We start from the raw sequence: 19,870 nt of genomic DNA, 5'->3' as shown, positions 1-19,870 counted from the left end.
CCTATGTGTTGGGCAGACCCAGCGCCCGCTGCCGGTAGGCTGTGGGTGTAATCCCTGTTTTTTCTTTAAATAACTTTGAAAAATAAAAGCTGGATTCAAATTTCAGGGTGTAGGCAATCTCTTTTACAGAAAGGTTTGGGTCTGATAACATTGTCCTTGCCTTTTCTATCTTCAGCTGTATACAGTATTGTCCCGGTGAGAGGCCGGTATAATTTTTAAATACTTTTCTAAACCATGAATAGCCCACCTGCAGCTCCTCAGCAGCCTGCTCAGGAGAAAAGGCCTTATCTATGTTGGAGCGAAACAGCAGCCTGGCTTTGTTCACCAGGATTTCCCTCTCCTCATGTTCTGCAGAATTTTGCTTTAAGGCAGCATGTAAACTACCCATCAGGTGTAATGCCGCACCTGATACCAGTGGCTGGTAGCCGCTCGTTTCGGTTTTTGTTTTCTCAATAATGGTATCAAAAAGATTAAATATCTGTTCATTGAAACCGATATACAGGCATGGTGATTCGGGTTTAAAAAATCCGTTATGTACCAGGTTATCTATGATCTCTCCTTTTAGCCCGATCCAGTATTCGTCCCAGCCGGTTTCTTCACTGGGTTTATACCTGTGGCGTTCGCCGGGGAAAAGAACGAGTACTGTCCCTGCTTTCACTGCCTGATATTTGCAGCTGTCAGATTCAAAGATGCCTGTACCTTTGGTAATATAAAGGAATTGATATTCATCCAGTATCCTGCCGGTGTTCCAGTCAAAATAATAATCTGCCGGATGTGTAAGGATAGGATAGTTTGCTGCAGCTGCGGTGCTGATACATCCTGCATTTAAAATATGCAGTCCCCACTTCTTATCTTCAGTACTTAAAGGCAGATATTTATAATAATTGGTCATCAGTTTTATAATTGGTTCGCTGGCAGAAATTGGAAATAAATCTACTAAGAATTTATGAATCCACACTTATTGTCAAAATATACAGTTTAAATATCAAATCATACAGGGATACCAGAGTCAATAATGATAATTTAGCTATAGCAAACAGCAAGATGCTGTGTGCAGAGCAGGACAGTTAAGTACAGTTAAGCCAATTTCATACTTTATACTTGTCCTAATTTTCTAACCAGATATTAAAACACACTATGCAAATTATTTTTGGAGTCATATTCCACTTCATCGGCGGCTTCGCCTCCGGAAGCTTCTACATCCCCTACAAAAAAGTGAAAGGCTGGGCCTGGGAAAGTTACTGGATTGTGGGAGGTATCTTCTCCTGGCTCATTGTTCCGCCCTTAGCTGCATACCTTACTATTCCTGGTTTCAGTGAAATCATCAGACATACCAGTGGTTCCATCTTAAGCTTAACCTATTTCTTTGGTCTTCTCTGGGGAATCGGAGGACTCACTTATGGACTTGGAGTACGATATCTGGGAGTTTCTCTTGGCAGCTCTATTATTTTGGGACTCAGCTCTGTATTCGGGGCCTTGCTTCCTTCAATTTATTACGACTTTAACCCTAAAGACGGAAAAGACAGCTTCACACATATTCTGAGTAATCCCTGGGGACAGTGGGTGCTGGCCGGTCTGCTGGTTTGCGTACTCGGTATCATTTTATGCGGCCGCGCAGGTATGATGAAAGAAAAGGATCTTTCCAAACAGCAGGAGACTAAAGAAAATGCAGAGTTCAGGATTGGACTGGGACTTGCAGTTGCCATAGTTTCAGGTATTTTCAGTGCCTGTTTTGCCTTTGGTATCGACGCCGGAAAGGACATGGCCGACGAAGCAAATACTCTATGGAAGGCTCTTCACCCCGGACAGGGTGAGTTTCTGTACCAGAACAACGTTACTTATGTGATCATCCTCTGGGGCGGCTTAACCACCAATCTGTTCTGGTGTATGGTACTCAACGCACGCAACAGGACTTTTAAAGATTATACCAATAAAAAAACGCCGCTGCTGGCCAATTATATTTTCTCTGCACTGGCAGGTACAACCTGGTTTCTGCAGTTTTTCTTCTATGGTATGGGAGAAAGCAAGCTGGGCAACGGTGCCAGCTCATGGATTCTCCATATGGCGTTTATCATTCTGGTTGCCAATGTATGGGGACTTATCTTAAAAGAATGGTCGGGCGTAAGCAAAAAAACATTAGTCACCATTCTTACAGGTATTCTGTTCATTATCATTTCCATCATGGTTGTTGGATATGGAAACTCAATTAAATAGTAACATTTATAAACATTTAATCATATGTCTGACGAAAAAGACCGTTTTAAGCACGTAAGTTATTTATGGGACGAGACTGAAGCAGCCAAGCTCGCAGGAGACGAGGTTGCCCTGTTACTTTATCGTTCTAATCTCCTGGGAGCAGATCTGCGGCTGACCAATTATGGCGGCGGAAATACTTCCTGCAAAGCCGATGCAATCGACCCGCTGACGGGCGATACTATAGAAGTAATGTGGATTAAAGGTTCGGGCGGCGATATTGGAACCCTGAAACGCAATGGACTCGCCGCTTTATATGTGGAGCGTCTCAGAAGCCTGAAGAATATCTACAAGGGAATTGAAATGGAAGATGAAATGGTAGAACTGTTTAACCATTGCATTTACGACCTCAACTCTAAAGCGCCTTCTATTGATACGCCATTACACGGTTTTCTGCCTTTTAAACATATCGACCATTTACACCCTGATGCTGCAATTGCAATTGCAGCAGCGAAAGATGGAAAGCAGATCACACATGACCTCTTTGATGGTAAAATAGGATGGGTAGAGTGGCAGAAACCAGGGTTTGACCTGGGACTGCAGCTGAAAGCCTGTCTGGATGAAAACCCGGGGATCATCGGTATCATGCTGGGTTCCCATGGATTGTTTACCTGGGGTGATACAGCTTATGAAAGTTATATCAATACCCTGGAGGTAATTGAGAAATGTGCGATCTACCTTGAAGAAAATTACGGTAAAAAAGGGCCTGTATTTGGTGGCCAGAAAATCAGCAGCCCCGAAAAAACACAACGGGAGGCACAGGCAGCGTTATTGGCTCCAATCCTCCGAGGCTTCTGCTCAAGTGAGAGACATATGGTGGGGCATTTTACTGACGATGCCCGGGTACTGGAGTTTATCAATTCTAAGGACCTCGACAGGCTGGCTCCGCTGGGAACGAGCTGTCCCGATCACTTTCTGAGAACCAAGATCAGTCCGCTGGTACTGGACTTAAGTCCTGATGAAGATCTTTCTGATCCTGCAGCACTTAAAGAAAAACTGGCGCCTGCGTTTGTTGCTTACCGTAAGATGTATGCAGATTATTATGAAACCTGTAAACATCCAAACAGTCCCGCTATCCGCGATGCCAATCCGGTAATCATTTTATATCCGGGAATAGGGATGTTCTCTTTCTCAAAAGATAAACAGACAACACGTGTAGCTGCAGAATTTTATACCAATGCCATCAACGTGATGAAAGGTGCCGAAGCGATCTCTGAATATACTTCATTGCCGCGCCAGGAAGCTTTCAACATTGAATACTGGTTGCTCGAAGAAGCCAAACTGCAGCGGATGCCAAAACCAAAAGCCCTCTCCGGAAAAATTGCTTTGGTGACAGGCAGTGCGGGGGGTATCGGTAAAGCGATAGCCAAGAAGTTTGTAGATGAAGGTGCTGTAGTTGTGATCAATGACAATGATGCAGGTCGCCTCGAAAAGGCAGATGCCGAATTCCTGGCACAATATGGTAAAGATGCCTACACCACTGCTTTACTGGATGTAACCAGCGGCGACGATATTACCAACGCTTTTCATGTAGCTGCACTGGCTTTTGGCGGAGCAGATATCGTGGTTAACTGCGCCGGGTTATCGATCTCCAAACCGATTGAAGAACATACTGATAAAGACTGGGACTTACTGTACGATGTGCTGGTAAAAGGGCAGTTCAAGGTAACACAGGCTGCCGTTGGCGTGATGCGCAAGCAGTCGATAGGTGGGGATATCTTAAATATCGTGAGTAAAAATGCACTCGTTTCAGGACCAAATAATGCCGGTTACGGATCGGCAAAGGCAGCGCAGTTACACCTGAGCAGGTTAAATGCAGCAGAACTCGGTGCAGACAAGATCCGTGTAAATGTGGTAAACCCTGATGCGGTAATCTCAGACAGTAAGATCTGGGAGGGCGATTGGGCTGCGGGTCGTGCCAAGGCCTATGGCGTAAAAGTAGAGGAGTTGCCGGCATTTTATGCTAAGCGTACGCTACTGGATAAAATCATCCTGCCTGAAGATATTGCCAATGCCTGTTTGGTATTTGTAGGTGGACAATTGAGTAAATCTACAGGTAATGTGTTGAATGTAGATGGCGGGGTAGCCATGGCATTTGTAAGATAATTAGGTTTTTTATACAATAATAACAAGACAATGGAAATAGAGAAATATCAGATTGATGCCCATAATGAGAAGTCAGAAGCTGCTCACAAGCAAAGATTTAATTTCGCTGCATCAGAAAATGCAAAGGTAGAAGAGGTGATCAGTAAACTGATCAAATTTCAGATCGCTATTCCAAGCTGGGCTTTGGGTACAGGTGGTACACGTTTTGGCAGATTCTCAGGCGGTGGTGAGCCACGCAGCCTGGAAGAGAAGATTGAAGACATCGGTTTACTGCACAAGCTGAACCAATCCAGCGGAGCTATCTCCCTGCACATTCCATGGGATATCCCAACGGATTATGATGCCATCAAATCATTGGCAGCACATCACAACCTGCGCTTTGATGCGATGAATTCCAATACCTTCCAGGATCAGGCAGACCAGAAACTGAGCTATAAGTTTGGTTCACTCCAGCATGTTGATAAAGGTGTGCGTCAACAGGCAATCGACCATAATATCGAGGTGATCCGCCAGGGTGTAGCCCTGGGATCAGATGCGCTCACCGTATGGCTGGCTGACGGATCCTGCTTCCCGGGGCAGCTCAACTTCAGAAAAGCTTTTCAAAATACACTGGAAAGCCTTGAAGAGATCTATGCCGCATTGCCGGAGGCCTGGAAAGTCTTCGTTGAGTATAAAGCTTTTGAACCAAATTTTTACTCTACTACAGTTGGCGACTGGGGGCAGTCTTTATTATATGCCAGCAAATTAGGCCCCAAAGCTTTTACACTGGTCGATTTAGGGCACCATTTGCCAAATGCAAATATTGAGCAGATCGTATCCCTGCTGCTGATGGAGGGTAAACTTGGAGGTTTCCACTTCAACGACTCCAAGTATGGTGATGATGATCTTACTGCAGGCAGCATGAAACCTTACCAGCTGTTCCTGATCTTTAATGAACTGGTTGAAGGTATGGATGCTAAAGGAATGGATCATGCTACAGGTCTGGGCTGGATGATTGATGCATCACACAATGTGAAAGACCCTCTGGAGGATTTACTGCAATCTGTAGAGGCGATTATGATTTCTTATACACAAGCTTTACTGGTAGACAGGGAAGCCCTTAAAACCGCGCAGCAGGAAAATGATGTTGTGCGCTGCCAGGAGATCCTGCAGGATGCATTCCGTACCGATGTAAGAGCCATCGTACAGGAAGCGCGACTGAGATCGGGCGGAGCAGCGCAGCCGGTGCAACTGTACCGCGAGCTGAAAGTCAGGGAAAACCTGATCAGTAACAGAGGGTTGAAAACTGTAGCCACAGGATTGTAATGAGTGCGGTGCCGGTAGTTGTAGTTTTCGACGTCGGGAAGACCAATAAAAAGATCTTCCTGTTCGACGAGAATTATAAGATCGTTTTTGAACGGTCTGCCCGCTTCATAGAAACCTATGATGAGGATGGAGACCCCTGTGAAAACCTGGAAAGCCTCAGGCTTTCAGTGTACGACTCCTTGCGTGAAGTACTGCGCAGGAAGGAGTTTGAGATCAGGGCGATCAACTTCTCAACTTATGGCGCCAGTTTCGTCTATATTGACGAATACGGGAAACCACTGGCACCACTTTATAATTATTTAAAGGCTTATCCTGAGGATCTCAAGAAGGAGTTTTATCAGAAGTATGGTGGAGAAACGGCTATATCTGCCGCTACTGCCTCACCGGTGCTGGACAGCCTGAACTCGGGAATGCAGCTGTATCGCCTGAAAAAGGAACAGCCGGCGGTGTTTAAAAAGTTGAAGTATGCCCTGCATCTGCCGCAATACCTGAGTTATTTGGTGTCAGGTGCAGAATACTCGGACCTGACCAGCATTGGTTGCCATACACAGTTGTGGGATTTTACAAAAGATGATTACCATGATTGGGTAAAAAAAGAGGGGCTGGATAAAAAGCTGGCCCCAATTGTAAACGGCGATGAGGTGTTTCCTTCAGAGTTTCCCGGAAACCAGTATAAGGTGGGCGTGGGTCTGCACGACAGCTCAGCAGCGCTGATCCCTTATCTGATCAATTTCCATGAACCCTTTGCACTGATCTCTACAGGTACCTGGTGTATTACGCTTAATCCTTTTAACTCTTCAGCGCTGAAAGCCGAAGAGCTGGAGCAGGACTGCCTGTCTTATATGCAGTACAAGGGCAAGCCTGTCAAAGCTTCCCGGATTTTTGCAGGATATGAACATGAGCAGCAGCTCAAAAGGATTTGCGCACATTTTAGCCAGAGTCCGGCACGGTATAGAAACATGAAATACGATGCAGGAATTATTTACGACCTGCTGCGTGAGATGGAAGGCCGCAATGAACCTGCCGTACCGGTATGGAGCAAGGACTCTGCCTTCGTGAAGCGTGACTTGTCGTCCTTTGCATCAGATAAGGTAGCTTATCACCAGTTTATCCTGGATATTGCGCGGCAGCAGCTGGCGTCCACAAAACTGGTGATAGGAGACAGCAAGGTGAAGCGGATTTTTGTTGATGGTGGATTCAGTAAAAATGCCATCTACATGAATCTGCTGGCGATGATGTTCCCGGAGATGGAGGTCTTTGCCGCTTCAATGGCACAGGCTACCGCAATCGGAACTGCACTGGCGATACACAAATGCTGGAATACCAAACCAATGCCCAACGATATCATAGAACTGAAGTATTATGCTTCCAATAATGATCTGGCGATCTGAAAGCCAGGCATAAAAAAAGCCGCTGGAATTTTCCAGCGGCTTTTTTTATGAGAATGTTATAGGCTATTCACCGCGTTTGCGCTGATTGTCCTTGTTTGATGTCTGGTCAGAGCGTTGTCCGCCACCATTAGTGATGCCGTTCTGTTTTTTATCGTTTTTAACGTCATGATATGCGCGGTCTGATGTTGGGTTTCCCTGTTCTTTCTGACCTTGTCTTAAATCCTGATTTTTCATAACAATATAATTTAGTTTAAAAATGATAAGTCTTTAATAAGCTTTACCGTGTTAATCTGAATATATAACAGGCAAACCAATGGTTTGTTTCAATTCAATCAGATTGATTAGAATTTGATACCAACACCCAGTGAGTAAACCTGGTTTCTGTATTCCGGAGTATACTGCGTTCCATTTTCATTATTTTTCTGGAAGTCCAGTGCATAACGGGCATGAATATCAAATTTATCATTTACATCATACCTGAAACCGATTACACCACCCACAAGACTTTTCTTGAATCTGTCAGAATCATCCTCAACAAAGGTTTCCTCTACTGTTCCAAATCCGTTTTCGAACTTGTTTTTAGTGGATAACAGGAAGGATACCTGCGGACCGGCAACGATATTGAAACTGCTTCCTAATCTGAATGCGAATAGAATTGGTACATCAATAAAGTTTGTAGTTTGCTTGAATGTTCCGTATGAGTATGTGTTTTTGTAGCCTTTTTGTGCATATAATACTTCTGGAGTAAATTGTAATCCTGCAATCAGGGGAATCTCTACGGTTACACCCGCATTAAAACCGGGTTTCGATTCTGTATCAAAGTTATTATTACCATCACCTTTGATAATATTAGAATAGTTTAGTCCGCCTTTAATCCCAAATTTAATTCTATCCTGTGCGCTTGCTGCCGTAGCAACAAATAGGCCTATAGCCAAAATAAAGATCTTTTTCATGTTTGTGTTTTTTGGTTGTTTGGCTGGACCTATGAAAGGATTGTGCCATTTTAAGCGGGAAGGATTTTAGATGGTATACAATGAATCTTTAATTATTGATATACAGTAAATTACAAAATAGTTTGCTTGTGGCTGGTTATTAGATGCGATTTTAAAACTGCCCAAAATAATTGTATCAAATTTGATACAATAGCTGAGACGTTTGTGTTTAACAATCCTAAATACCGGGTCATCTGACCCAGCTTAGTTCATTTTCATTAACTTTGGTAGATATACACACCACCATTCATGATGAAAAGGCAATTCTTAAGTATTAGCATTTTACTGTTCTCCATTATACCTGTTGCGCAGGCACAGAACCCGGATGTACCGTCAGTTCAGTCTGCAAACAAATCATATATTCAAATGCTTGATGAGCCCAATCAATGGGTAGACTCGGTTTTTCATCACATGAAAAAACGTCATAAGATCGCCCAGCTGTTCTTTGTACGTGCCCATACCAATCTTGGAAAGGCTTACGAAGATTCTGTAGGGATGGTGATCAAAAAAGAAAAAATTGGCGGACTGGTCTTTTTCCAGGGAGGTCCGGGCAGGCAGGCCATACTGACCAATAAATACCAGGCACTGGCAAAAACACCTTTGCTGATTGCGTCCGACGGGGAGTGGGGACTGGGCATGCGTCTGGACAGTACAATCTCTTATCCTTATCAAATGGCATTAGGGGCGATTCAAAATACGGATCTGATCTACCAGATGGGTCTGCAGGTTGCAAAAGATTTTAAAAGAATCGGAATGCAGATGAACTTTGGCCCCGATGTAGATATCAACAACAACCCTAAAAACCCGATCATCAATTACAGGTCTTTCGGGGAGAACAAATATAACGTAGCCAGCAAAGCTGCTGCCTATGTGCGCGGAATGCAGGATGGTGGTTTGCTGGTCAGCATTAAACACTTTCCTGGTCACGGGGATACTGATGTAGATTCACATTACGACCTGCCACAGCTGAATTTCAGCAGGGCACGTCTGGATAGCCTGGAAATGTATCCCTTCAGGGAGCTGATCAAGGATGGTGCTACCGGTGTGATGGTTGCCCATATGAATATTCCTTCCCTGGATAAAACTCCAAACCTGCCTTCTACTTTGTCTAAGCCGATTGTAACGGGTATCCTGAAAGAGCAGCTTGGTTTCAAAGGCTTGGTGATCTCGGATGCGATGGAGATGAAAGGTGTGGTTAAAAACTTTAAAGAAGGTACTGCCGATGTGATGGGCGTGATTGCCGGAAATGATATCCTTGAACTTTCAGAAAATAGCAGAAGAGCCGTAAAGCTGGTGCGCAAAGCTGTTCGTGAAGAGAAGATCAGCATGGCGCGTATCGACTCCAGCGTTAAAAAAATCCTGATGGCAAAGTATTGGGCCGGACTCAGCAAAAAAGATACAGTTGATGAGTTTAACGTGCAGGCAGGAGTGAACAGACTGGAAAGCAAAATTCTCCTGCAGCAGCTTGCCGATGCCTCAATGACATTGCTCAATGGTTCAGGCGCCATCAAAGCGCTCTCTCCTGAGCAGCATACGATGATCATCAGCATCGGTTCTATTGCTACCACAACCTTTCAGGAGGAACTCCGTAAATTCTATAAAAACTCTGATTTGCTGAATCTTCCTGCCAACGCAGATATCAATATGATCAACAGGCTGATTGGCAATTTTGCATCTACAGATCAGGTGATCATCGGGATTCATGACAGTCGCGCCAGACCGGGGAACGGGATGCCACTGAGTAATGACGTAAAATCTTTTATCAGCAATATGTCTTTTAAAAACGCAGTTTTCGCTCTTTTTGCCAATCCTTATAACCTGGCCACAATTCCGGGGATAGAGAAAAGCAAAGCACTTGTTGTGGCCTACCAGAAGGAAGACTTTATGCAGAAAGCTGCTGCTTCGGTATTTAAGAACCAGCTGGCACCAACAGGAAAATTGCCGGTATCGGTTAATCCTTTCTTTAAATATGGGGACGGTATTAACACTACCGTTGTAAATACTTTATAAACCTTCGCATGCTTCAGCCACTCAAAATTTTACAGGCTTCTGCGGGATCAGGTAAGACGTTTAGCCTTACCGCTCATTATCTGACACTGTTATTGTCGGGCGAAACCAAGTACAGGGAGATCCTGGCCGTAACCTTCACCAACAAGGCAACGGAAGAGATGAAGTCGCGCATTATGGAAGTGCTGAAGGGTTTTGCCCAGGGTGATGAGGGGGTTAAAGATTACCGGGAGCTGGTACTAAAAGCGCATCCTGATTTAAATGAAGGTACCCTGCAGGAAAGATCTGAACGCATCTATAAAAGGATACTCCATGATTACAGCCGCTTTTCGGTAAGCACCATCGATGGCTTTGTTCAGAAGGTAATCCGTGGTTTTGCCTTTGAGCTGGGCCTGGATTCGGGCTATGCCCTGGAAATGAACTTTGACAAGGTGAAGAATGACCTGGCAGACAGGCTCGACCAGCAACTCGACAACAATCCGAACCTGCTATCCTGGATTATCGACCTGGCCCTGGACAGGATCAGCAATAATATCAGCTGGAACTACCGGACAGAGCTTACAGACCTTGCCGGGGAAATCTTTAAGGAACGTTATCAGCCTTTCGACAATGCGATCCAGGAGCTCGTTCAGCATACAGATCTCAACGAATTATTTAAAAACTACGGTAAGGAAACCAAAAAACATATTACCTCTTTCGAGGAAATGGTGAGCGAGCTTTCCGCAAAGGCAACGGAGCTGTTTGATTCTTCAGGTGTCAACCCTGATCATCTCAAAGGTAAGTCGCGTTCGCCACTCAATAACCTGAAGCGTATTGCTGCGGGGGAGCTGGAAAAGATGGATAGCCTCAGCAGGTTAATTGATGAGCCCGACGAATGGTTTAAACCCGGGTCGGATATGTCGCTCTATGATTCCCTCAACCCGATCATCCGGGAACTGAACACCGGTTATCTGGAACGACTGCCGGAGTATATCCTTGCACAGGCTTTCAACAAAAACCTGTATTACCTGCGATTGATGCAGGAAATGGCGGTGTTGCTAAAAGCTTACCGTGAGGAGAGTGGTAACCTGCTGATCAGCGACGCCCAGAATCTGCTCAAAGGAATCACCGGCGACGATGATGATAACCCTGCATTTATCTGGGAAAAGACCGGGAGCCGCTACAAGCATTTTTTATTTGATGAATTTCAGGATACGTCTGCAAACCAGTGGAGCAACTTTAAGCCACTGCTAAAAAATGCAATGGCAGAAGCCAACGGCAAGCTCATCGACCACCTGATTGTAGGGGACGTGAAGCAGTCGATCTACCGCTGGCGCAATGGCGACTGGAATATCCTGCACCAGCAGGCCAAGCAGGATATCGGCGTTAGCTATGTGACTGATGCCAGTCTGGAAGAGAATTACCGCAGTACAAAAAACATCATCCAGTTTAACAATATCCTGTTCCAGGCTTTGCCTCTCCTGATGCAGCACAATATCAACGCTACCATTGCTGCCCAAAGTGCGATCCCTGAACTTCATCCCTGGTGGGAAAAAAAGGGCTTCGACAGGATTATGACTGGTGTATACGCCGAAGCCAGACAAAAAATCAATGACCGTACACCTGAAGGGGGAACGATTGATTTCAACGTCCTTAAAACTGATGCTGATGGTGCAGCACTGAAAAGTACAGGCTTTAAAGCCGAAGCACTGCGTAAAATGGTGGAAACGCTGCAACGGTTGCTGCTAGTGGAAAAACGTTATCAGCCCGGAGATGCCTGCGTGCTGGTGCGCTCCAATGCAGAAGCTATCGCGGTAGTAGATGCCCTTATGGAGAACCAGATCAGTGTGATCTCGGGCGAAGCCTTACTGATTGAAAATAATATCGCAGTTACACTGCTGATCGACACACTGAAGGTAATGGCGGGCCTGACAGAAAATACGGCCCTGTATAAAGCGAATTGTATCAGCTTGTACGCACAGGTGCAGGAAAGGGTGCTGAATCCGGTAGCGCTCTTTAATCTGAAAGACAAAACACTGGAAGAACTTGAAGATGTACTTCCAGCAGATCTTTGCCGTCACTGGCGCAGCTGGATGCAGCAGCCGCTGCCGGAACTGCTGGAAAAACTGATGGCAGCATACGGACTACATACGGCTGAGCTTCATCTGCCCTATTTATTTGCCCTGAGGGATCTTACCGGCAATATCGGAAGACAGGGGGAAAAGGGGATTACTTCATTCCTGAAATACTGGGAAGAGGAGGGCAGCAGGAAAACTTTGCCTTCATCTGAAAGCACCGATGCGGTACAGGTGATCACGATCCATAAATCCAAAGGTCTGGCCTTTAAGGTGGTGATGATTCCTTTCTGTAACTGGGATATCAACGGAAAGACAAATACGATCTTCTGGGTGCCGGCAGCCAATACACCATATCACCAGCTGGAACGCATCCCCTTGAAATACAATTCCAGTCTGGGGCAATCCTCAGTAGCTATTCCATATTATGAAGAGCTGCTATACAACCAGATGGATGCCCTGAATATGTTATATGTGGCTACAACACGAACCAAAGAATATTTATATATCAGTACCCTCGGCAAGAAAACCGAAGGGATTAGTACCATAGGCGACTTACTCATCAAGGTATTTGAGGACAGTATCGCTGAAGATGGCAGGTTCCTGGAAGAGGAGCCGGTGGTTAAAAAAGCGAGTGCATCCCTCGGAGAAATCCTGAAACCTGAAAGGATCAACCTGCAGGAATATCCTGTTTCGGACAGGCTGACTGCCGTGTTTAACACTGACCTAAAACGCCGGGAGCTTGATATGCTGGGTGCCCCATCTCCCGGAAGGGAAGGCAGCATTCTTCATGAGGTTTTGGCACGCGCGGCCGATCCCGAAGATATTAGTGTGGTGCTGGCGGAAATGCTCAATGAAGGCTTTTTCAGAGAAGAGGAGCTGAGTTCGCTGGAACAACAGGCTACCACGGTTTTAGCACATGCCGAACTACAGCAGTTGTTAAACAGCAGCACTGAAACGGTCAGCGAAAAGAGTATCATCGACCGTGATGGGAAAAGCTACCGCCCTGATAAGGTGCTGATATCTGATAATGAAGTGATTGTGATCGATTATAAATTTACGCAGAAAGAGAGTCCTGCACATATCAAACAGGTACATGGCTACCGGGCGCTCCTGCAGGAGATGGGTTATGCCTCAGTAAGTACATATTTATTTTATGCCAATAGCGGCGAATTGAAACTGGTTTAAAGCATGGTGTCATTTTTAAAAGAAGTTGCAGAAGATCTGGTGGCAAGGACAGGAAAAGAACTGCAGCACGCCGCGGTGATATTTAATAACAAGAGGCCGGTGGCCTACCTGCAGCACCATCTGGCACAAACTATTGGTAAACCTTTCTGGAGTCCTTCGTTTTTTACGGTACAGGAATTTTTTGCCCTGTCTACCGACCTTCAGGTGGCAGATGGCTTTACGCAATTTTTTACGCTCTACCAGCAGTATAACGAATTACTAAAAAAAGAAGGGACAAAAGCCATCAGCCCTGATGTGTTTTACCCTGTTGCCAGAATTATACTCAGTGATTTTGCACAGATTGATAACGACCTGGTCAATGCCAATCAGCTCTTCGAAGAACTGAAGGATATTGCGGTTATTGAAAAAAACTTCCAGCACCTTACAACGGAGCAGCAGGCTTTCCTGGAACAATTCTGGACCTCCTTTTCTTCGGGAAAACAGAAAAACCATCAGGAACAGTTCATCCGGATGTGGCGCAGGATGCCGGCTTTGTACGCAGGTTTCCATGATGCTCTTGCGGCAAAGGGGCTGACCACCATGGCGCATATTTACCGCAAACTTGCGCTGGGACAGGAAGAAAAGCCTGGCTTCATAGATGAGTTTGAAAGGGGTAAGCTGATATTTGCGGGATTTAATGCCCTCAGCAATGCTGAAGCAATGATCTTCAAACGCTGGAACCAGGATGAGAAAGCACTTTTCTATTTTGATACGGATAATTATTACCTGCAGGACGAGACCCAGGAAGCGGGGCTTTTCCTCCGGAAAAATATACAGAAACTGGGATTGCCCAATGCCCTTGGTGAGAGCCGCGACCTGATCAGGTCGGTACAAAAAGAAGTCAGGGTGTATAAAACACAAGGACAAACTGCACAGGCAAAGATCCTTCAGCATGAGCTGGAACAGGATTACCCCATGCTGGATGCGCTGGATAATGCCGGAAAGATCGCATTGATCCTCGCTGATGAGAGCTTACTGCTACCGGTACTGCAAACTATCCCTACCCATTATCCGGGTGAAACAGGGGTTACAGCTCCGGTGAACCTGAACGTCACTATGGGGTATCCGCTAATGGCGACTTCTATTTTCGGCCTTGCCGCTATCTGGCTCTCCGTACAAACACAACTGGCCGGAGGCAAAAAAAATACCGTGCACTACCGGGAGGTAGAAGCATTTTTGTCGCACCCGCTGATTGAACTTCCCGAAGGCTTGCGCAACGAGCTGCAGAAACAGATTCTGGATGGGATTTTTGTAGAAATCGAGATGGATGTGCTGAAAACTGCAGGGGAACTTTCTGAGCTTTTCTTCAAAAGAAGGAACACCGGATTGGCAGCCATTTCTGGTTTACTGGAAGTGCTCACGCTGATCCTGCGACAGCAGATTGCCGAAAAAACGCTTAAACAAACGGAAGCGGATCTGTTTATTGCTACAATTAAAGAGCTGAACAGGCTGCACGATACTCTGGCGGAGTATACCAATGAACTTCCCCTGCCATTCGTGCTGTCTCTGATGCAAAAGGCTGTTCAGGGTATTGCCGTGCCCTTGAGTGGCGAGCCGCTGGAAGGCGTACAGGTGATGGGATTACTGGAAAGCAGGAGCCTGGATTTTGATCATGTATATATCCTCGGGGTAAACGAGGGGATTTTGCCACAGGTAAGTGTATCGCCCAGCTTTATTCCTGACAGTATCCGCCGGGCTTACGGATTACCAGTGATAGAGAATCAGGATGCGATTTCGGCCTATATGTTTTATCGCCTGCTGCAGCGATCGCGCAAGGTAAGCCTGGTATATAACGGGCAGGGGGATGAAAATAATACCGGCGAACCCAGCCGTTTTTTACGCCAGCTGGAGTTTGAAAGTGGTTATACCTTCCGCTATTTTGATCAGTCGCAAGCCATTTCAGTCAGCCATCACGAGAAAAAAGCTATCAAAAAAGAAGGGGATATACTTAAACGCTTAAACTTATATCTCGATCAGCAGGAACCTCAGCTGCGTATCTCTGCTACTGCGCTTACTACCTATATGAATTGTCCTGTGCAGTTTTTTTATAAATATATCGCCAAAATTGAAGAACCAAAGGAGCTGACAGAGAATCTCGAGGCCAATAATATCGGTTCGATGCTGCACTTTGTGATGGAGCGTTTTTACGAGGAACTCAAAGCAGATGGGCCATACATCACGAGGGAAAAAATAGCGGAACACAGGAAGCAGCTCGACCGGCTGGGCAGAATCGCCTTTGCAAAAATCATGGCTGATGATGAGGAAAAACAGGTAAACCATAACGGGATGCAGCAGGTGGTACTGGCCATCGTGGCAGAATATGCAAACGTGATTTTAAATTACGATGAAATGCAGGCTCCTTTTTCTATCCTGGATCTGGAAAGTAAAGACCAGATCAGTTTTAATATCGATGTAAATGGGGTGTCGAAATCGCTCATTTTGCATGGTATAATTGACAGGGTGGACTTAAAAAATGGGGTGACCAGGGTTGTGGATTATAAAACCGGCAGGGATGAGTTGTCATATTCCTCGCTGGCAGATCTCTTTGATGCTGACAGTGGCAAACAAAATAAGGCGCTGATACAAACGCTTTTCTATACCTATGTGTACGAACAGGCCAAAGGTATTGCCGGTATGGAACCCAATTTGTACCTGATCAGGAAGATGAGAAAAGAGGGCACACTTTTTTATTCCGGCGGCTTTAGCAAGGGGCTTAAATTACAGGTGGAACATTTGGCCAGTCAGAAGGCGGAATTTATTGTGCTTTTAAAGTCAAAACTCGAAGAATTATTTAACCCGGAACTTCCGTTTGTACATACTACACAGGCAGATAACTGCAAGTATTGTCCGTATTTATCTTTATGCGGCAAATAAAATCTTTGTTTAAGGCATTTTGCCGATATTTTCCGGCGATTTTGGGTCCCGAAGGATTGTATTCAAAACAAACTTTATTATTAAGTTACAATAGTTATATTTGCGGCAGTTAACATTTGAATATACAATGAGAGAGATTCAATTTAGAGAAGCTTTGCGTGAAGCTTTGAGCGAAGAAATGCGTAAGAACGAAAATGTTTTTATGATGGGCGAAGAAGTTGCGCAATACAATGGTGCATATAAGGTAAGTCAGGGTATGCTTGATGAGTTTGGCGACAAACGTATCATTGATACACCAATTGCTGAGCTTGGTTTTACCGGAATCGGGATTGGTGCTGCAATGAACGGTTTGGTTCCAATCATAGAGTTTATGACTTTTAACTTCTCCCTTGTTGCAATCGATCAGATCATCAATGGCGCTGCGAAGATCTTGTCTATGAGCGGTGGTCAGTTTTCTATCCCTGCTGTATTCCGTGGTCCTACAGGAAATGCGGGCCAGTTAGGTGCACAACACTCTCAGAACTTTGAAAACTGGTATGCAAACTGCCCTGGTTTAAAAGTTGTAGTGCCTTCTACTCCTTATGAGGCAAAAGGACTATTAAAACAATCAATTATCGATCCTGATCCGGTTATCTTCATGGAATCTGAAGTAATGTACGGTGATAAAGGTGAAGTTCCTGAAGAGGAATATTATATCGAGCTTGGTAAAGCAAGAGTTGCCAAAGAAGGTACTGATGTGACTATCGTTACTTTTGGTAAAATGCTTACCCGCGTAGTAAACCCTGCAGTTGAAGAATTAACAAAAGAGGGTATCAATGCTGAAGTAATCGATTTACGTACTGTACGTCCTATCGACTATGCAACGATCATCGAGTCTGTGAAGAAAACAAACCGTTTGGTAATTGTTGAAGAAGCATGGCCTTTAGCGTCAATCTCTTCTGAAATTGCTTTCCACGTACAAAGAAATGCTTTTGATCATTTAGATGCTCCGGTATTGCGTATCACTTGCGCTGACGTACCGCTTCCATATGCACCTACTTTGATCGCTGCCAGCTTGCCTAACGCAGAACGCGTAATCAAAGCGGTAAAAGAAGTAATGTACGTAGCAAAATAAGTTATTTATTCATACAGTATATAGGATCCCGTCGGTTAATACCTGCGGGATTTTTTTTTAAACATTTTTTCAATATGAGTACTCACTCAAAGATCATTGCTGCGGAACTGGCAGTAGCAGAAAAACAGGTTTTAGCTACCATTGAATTATTGGACGAAGGGGCAACAGTACCTTTTATTTCGCGTTACCGTAAAGAACTTACGGGCAGCCTTGACGAAGTACAGGTGGCTGCGGTGCGCGACCGTTTCCAGCAGTTGCGGGAGCTGGACAAAAGGCGTGAGGCCATCTTAAAGGCCCTGGAGGCACTGGGGAAACTTGATGCAGCACTCGAAGCGCAGATCAATGCGGCAGAAAACATCAATATCCTGGAAGATATTTACCTTCCCTACAAACCAAAAAGAAAGACCCGCGCTTCTGAAGCACGCAGGAAAGGACTGGAGTCACTGGCACTGGCGATTTTTGCGCAGGGAAAACTGAGTGTGAAAGAGGAAGCCTCAAAATATATCAATACGGAGCTTGGAGTATCTTCTGAAGAGGAGGCACTGGCAGGAGCAAGGGATATTATTGCAGAGATGATCAGTGAAAATGCTGAGGTAAGAACCGATATGAGGAAGTATTTTCAGCAAAAAGCGGTGATCAAATCTACCGTAGTTAAAGGTAAAGAGGAAGAAGGGATCAAATACAAAGATTATTTTGAATGGGAGGAGCCGGTAAAATCTTCACCTTCACACCGTATTCTGGCCATGAGGCGTGGCGAAAATGAAGGAGTTCTTAAGCTGGAAGCCATACCTGAAGCTGAAGGGGCCATAGCGATCCTGGAAAAACACTTTATCCAGGGCAGCAATGAAAGCTCCGGACAGGTGGAGCTTGCCGTACATGACAGTTACAAAAGGCTGCTCGGTCCCTCAATGGAAACAGAATTGCGTTTATTGTCCAAGCAAAAAGCGGATGAGGAAGCGATCCGTGTGTTTGCCGAAAATGCCAGACAACTGCTGCTTGCTGCTCCTATGGGGCAGAAGAATGTGCTGGCAATTGATCCGGGATTTCGTACGGGCTGCAAAGTGGTATGTCTGGACAGACAGGGAAAATTATTGGAAAACACAACGATTTATCCGCATACAGGACAAGGGAATGTCAAGAATGCCGCGGATACGATCCAAAAGTTATGCGCCAAATATGAAGTAGAAGCAATTGCCATCGGTAATGGAACGGCAGGAAGGGAGACTGAGGTATTTGTGAGAGGTCTTGGCCTTGCAGGTGTGCTGGTGGTGATGGTAAACGAAAATGGGGCTTCTATTTACTCCGCTTCTGAAGTGGCCAGGGAAGAATTTCCTACACAGGATATTACGGTGCGTGGTGCCGTTTCTATCGGTCGCAGGTTGATGGACCCCCTGGCAGAACTGGTGAAGATTGATCCTAAATCTATCGGCGTGGGGCAGTACCAGCATGATGTGGATCAGACTAAACTGCAGGCTTCACTGGATGATACGGTGATGAGTTGTGTGAATGCTGTAGGTGTAGAGTTGAATACAGCATCTAAACAGGTGCTGGCTTATGTTTCAGGTCTTGGTCCTCAGCTGGCACAAAACATCGTGACTTACAGAAATGAACATGGGGCATTCAAAAACCGTGAGAGTTTAAAAAAGGTGCCACGACTTGGAGGTAAGGCTTTTGAACAGGCCGCGGGCTTCCTGAGAATCAGGGATGCGGCACATGCGCTGGATGCAAGTGGTGTTCACCCTGAACGGTATGCGCTGGTCAACCAGATGGCAAAAGATTTGGGGCATACGGTGGATGAACTGCTTAAAGATGTTCAGCTGCAAAAGCAGATTAAGTTACAGCAATATGTAAGTGATAGTGTTGGTTTGCCAACTTTGAATGATATTATGGCCGAGCTGGCTAAACCGGGACGTGATCCCAGGGAGCAGTTTGAAGCCTTTAGTTTTGCTGAAGGCGTCAATGAGATTGCTGACCTTAAAGTGGGGATGAAGTTGTCAGGTATAGTGACGAATATTACGAACTTCGGTGCTTTTGTTGATATCGGGGTACATCAGGATGGTTTAGTACATACCAGCCAGCTGGCAGATAAGTTTGTGGCAAATCCGAATGATGTGGTAAAGGTGAGTCAGCGAGTTGAGGTTACCGTCAAAGAGGTAGATATTGTCCGCAAGCGGATTTCCCTGTCTATGAAGAGTGAAAACGCACCGAAGCAGGGCTTTTCTAAAAAGCAACCACAGCAAAAGCCGCAGAAACCTGCGAAGGCAGAGCCTGAAGGTGATTTACAGTTAAAGCTTGCTGCACTGAAGAATAAGTTTAAGTAATACTGTTCATATTTTGGTCGTGTTTTGTTCGTGTATTGGTATGTATTGCCATATCCTCTGCTTATCATTGTTGTATAGTTGGTATATCAAATGGATATATCAACCATATACCAACCATATCGCAACCATATCCCAACCATATGGCAACTACGAACGAAATACGAACCATATACGAACAATATACGATGCGTACCAAATCTTTCCTGCTGAAAACCATGTCTTTAGC

At 45.2% G+C, this 19,870-nt stretch carries 12 protein-coding genes; 9 read left to right on the top strand and 3 right to left on the bottom strand.

The genetic code is table 11. The annotated features are described in order from the left end of the window. Position 1: 1 nt before the first annotated feature. Positions 2 to 892 (bottom strand): AraC family transcriptional regulator, encoded by an 891-nt coding sequence (locus tag OQY15_RS04775; RefSeq protein WP_265788409.1) that lies wholly within the window; start codon positions 890 to 892, stop codon positions 2 to 4. 245 nt (positions 893 to 1,137) lie between these two features. On the opposite strand from OQY15_RS04775, the gene rhaT reads away from it, so the two are divergent. From rhaT to OQY15_RS04755, 4 genes are read left to right on the top strand one after another with little or no spacing between them, the layout of a single operon-like run. Then, positions 1,138 to 2,214: an L-rhamnose/proton symporter RhaT gene (gene rhaT / locus OQY15_RS04770; RefSeq protein WP_265788407.1), complete on the top strand. Its 1,077-nt coding sequence runs from the start codon at positions 1,138 to 1,140 to the stop codon at positions 2,212 to 2,214. A 24-nt stretch (positions 2,215 to 2,238) separates the two neighbouring features. Then, positions 2,239 to 4,359, top strand: coding sequence for a bifunctional aldolase/short-chain dehydrogenase (locus OQY15_RS04765; protein WP_265788405.1), 2,121 nt, complete (start codon positions 2,239 to 2,241; stop codon positions 4,357 to 4,359). A 30-nt stretch (positions 4,360 to 4,389) separates the two neighbouring features. After that, entirely contained in the window at positions 4,390 to 5,664 is a 1,275-nt protein-coding gene (locus OQY15_RS04760; protein WP_265788403.1) for a TIM barrel protein, read from the top strand. Beyond that, positions 5,664 to 7,055 carry an FGGY family carbohydrate kinase gene (locus OQY15_RS04755; protein WP_265788401.1) on the top strand — a complete coding sequence of 464 codons (1,392 nt, stop codon included), beginning with the start codon at positions 5,664 to 5,666 and terminating at the stop codon, positions 7,053 to 7,055. The genes OQY15_RS04760 and OQY15_RS04755 overlap by 1 nt, the downstream gene beginning before the upstream one ends. Positions 7,056 to 7,118: 63 nt before the next feature. Here the strand turns inward: OQY15_RS04755 and OQY15_RS04750 are convergent, their stop codons facing one another. Together OQY15_RS04750 and OQY15_RS04745 are read right to left on the bottom strand one after the other, a co-directional pair. Beyond that, positions 7,119 to 7,289, bottom strand: a complete 171-nt coding sequence (locus tag OQY15_RS04750; protein ID WP_265788399.1) for a hypothetical protein — start codon at positions 7,287 to 7,289, stop codon at positions 7,119 to 7,121. A gap of 107 nt (positions 7,290 to 7,396) precedes the next feature. After that, positions 7,397 to 8,008 (bottom strand): porin family protein, encoded by a 612-nt coding sequence (locus OQY15_RS04745; protein ID WP_265788397.1) that lies wholly within the window; start codon positions 8,006 to 8,008, stop codon positions 7,397 to 7,399. 288 nt (positions 8,009 to 8,296) lie between these two features. Here OQY15_RS04745 and OQY15_RS04740 point away from each other — a divergent pair, with 288 nt between their 5' ends. The 5 genes from OQY15_RS04740 (at position 8,297) to OQY15_RS04720 (ending at position 19,644) form a co-directional block, all read left to right on the top strand. Beyond that, positions 8,297 to 10,057 carry a glycoside hydrolase family 3 N-terminal domain-containing protein gene (locus tag OQY15_RS04740; RefSeq protein ID WP_322973289.1) on the top strand — a complete coding sequence of 587 codons (1,761 nt, stop codon included), beginning with the start codon at positions 8,297 to 8,299 and terminating at the stop codon, positions 10,055 to 10,057. An 8-nt stretch (positions 10,058 to 10,065) separates the two neighbouring features. Next, positions 10,066 to 13,296: a UvrD-helicase domain-containing protein gene (locus tag OQY15_RS04735; protein WP_265788394.1), complete on the top strand. Its 3,231-nt coding sequence runs from the start codon at positions 10,066 to 10,068 to the stop codon at positions 13,294 to 13,296. Between the two features lie 3 nt (positions 13,297 to 13,299). Beyond that, complete coding sequence (locus OQY15_RS04730; protein WP_265788392.1) at positions 13,300 to 16,209, top strand: PD-(D/E)XK nuclease family protein; 2,910 nt, start codon at positions 13,300 to 13,302, stop codon at positions 16,207 to 16,209. Positions 16,210 to 16,336: 127 nt separating this feature from the next. After that, positions 16,337 to 17,323, top strand: coding sequence for a pyruvate dehydrogenase complex E1 component subunit beta (locus OQY15_RS04725; RefSeq protein ID WP_265788390.1), 987 nt, complete (start codon positions 16,337 to 16,339; stop codon positions 17,321 to 17,323). Between the two features lie 74 nt (positions 17,324 to 17,397). After that, positions 17,398 to 19,644 carry a Tex family protein gene (locus OQY15_RS04720; protein WP_265788388.1) on the top strand — a complete coding sequence of 749 codons (2,247 nt, stop codon included), beginning with the start codon at positions 17,398 to 17,400 and terminating at the stop codon, positions 19,642 to 19,644. The last annotated feature ends 226 nt before the right edge of the window (positions 19,645 to 19,870 follow it).

Source organism: Pedobacter sp. MC2016-15, from assembly GCF_026239695.1.
Classification (GTDB): Bacteria; Bacteroidota; Bacteroidia; order Sphingobacteriales; family Sphingobacteriaceae; genus Pedobacter.
Note: the sequence above shows the minus strand (reverse complement) of the source record. Positions and strands in the feature narration are given on the sequence as shown.

What these genes read in the sequence shown, in the direction of transcription:
- OQY15_RS04775 (WP_265788409.1), bottom strand. Translation starts at nt 892, where the DNA reads ATGACCAATTATTATAAATATCTGCCTTTAAGTACTGAAGATAAGAAG.
- rhaT (WP_265788407.1), top strand. Translation starts at nt 1,138, where the DNA reads ATGCAAATTATTTTTGGAGTCATATTCCACTTCATCGGCGGCTTCGCC.
- OQY15_RS04765 (WP_265788405.1), top strand. Translation starts at nt 2,239, where the DNA reads ATGTCTGACGAAAAAGACCGTTTTAAGCACGTAAGTTATTTATGGGAC.
- OQY15_RS04760 (WP_265788403.1), top strand. Translation starts at nt 4,390, where the DNA reads ATGGAAATAGAGAAATATCAGATTGATGCCCATAATGAGAAGTCAGAA.
- OQY15_RS04755 (WP_265788401.1), top strand. Translation starts at nt 5,664, where the DNA reads ATGAGTGCGGTGCCGGTAGTTGTAGTTTTCGACGTCGGGAAGACCAAT.
- OQY15_RS04750 (WP_265788399.1), bottom strand. Translation starts at nt 7,289, where the DNA reads ATGAAAAATCAGGATTTAAGACAAGGTCAGAAAGAACAGGGAAACCCA.
- OQY15_RS04745 (WP_265788397.1), bottom strand. Translation starts at nt 8,008, where the DNA reads ATGAAAAAGATCTTTATTTTGGCTATAGGCCTATTTGTTGCTACGGCA.
- OQY15_RS04740 (WP_322973289.1), top strand. Translation starts at nt 8,297, where the DNA reads ATGATGAAAAGGCAATTCTTAAGTATTAGCATTTTACTGTTCTCCATT.
- OQY15_RS04735 (WP_265788394.1), top strand. Translation starts at nt 10,066, where the DNA reads ATGCTTCAGCCACTCAAAATTTTACAGGCTTCTGCGGGATCAGGTAAG.
- OQY15_RS04730 (WP_265788392.1), top strand. Translation starts at nt 13,300, where the DNA reads ATGGTGTCATTTTTAAAAGAAGTTGCAGAAGATCTGGTGGCAAGGACA.
- OQY15_RS04725 (WP_265788390.1), top strand. Translation starts at nt 16,337, where the DNA reads ATGAGAGAGATTCAATTTAGAGAAGCTTTGCGTGAAGCTTTGAGCGAA.
- OQY15_RS04720 (WP_265788388.1), top strand. Translation starts at nt 17,398, where the DNA reads ATGAGTACTCACTCAAAGATCATTGCTGCGGAACTGGCAGTAGCAGAA.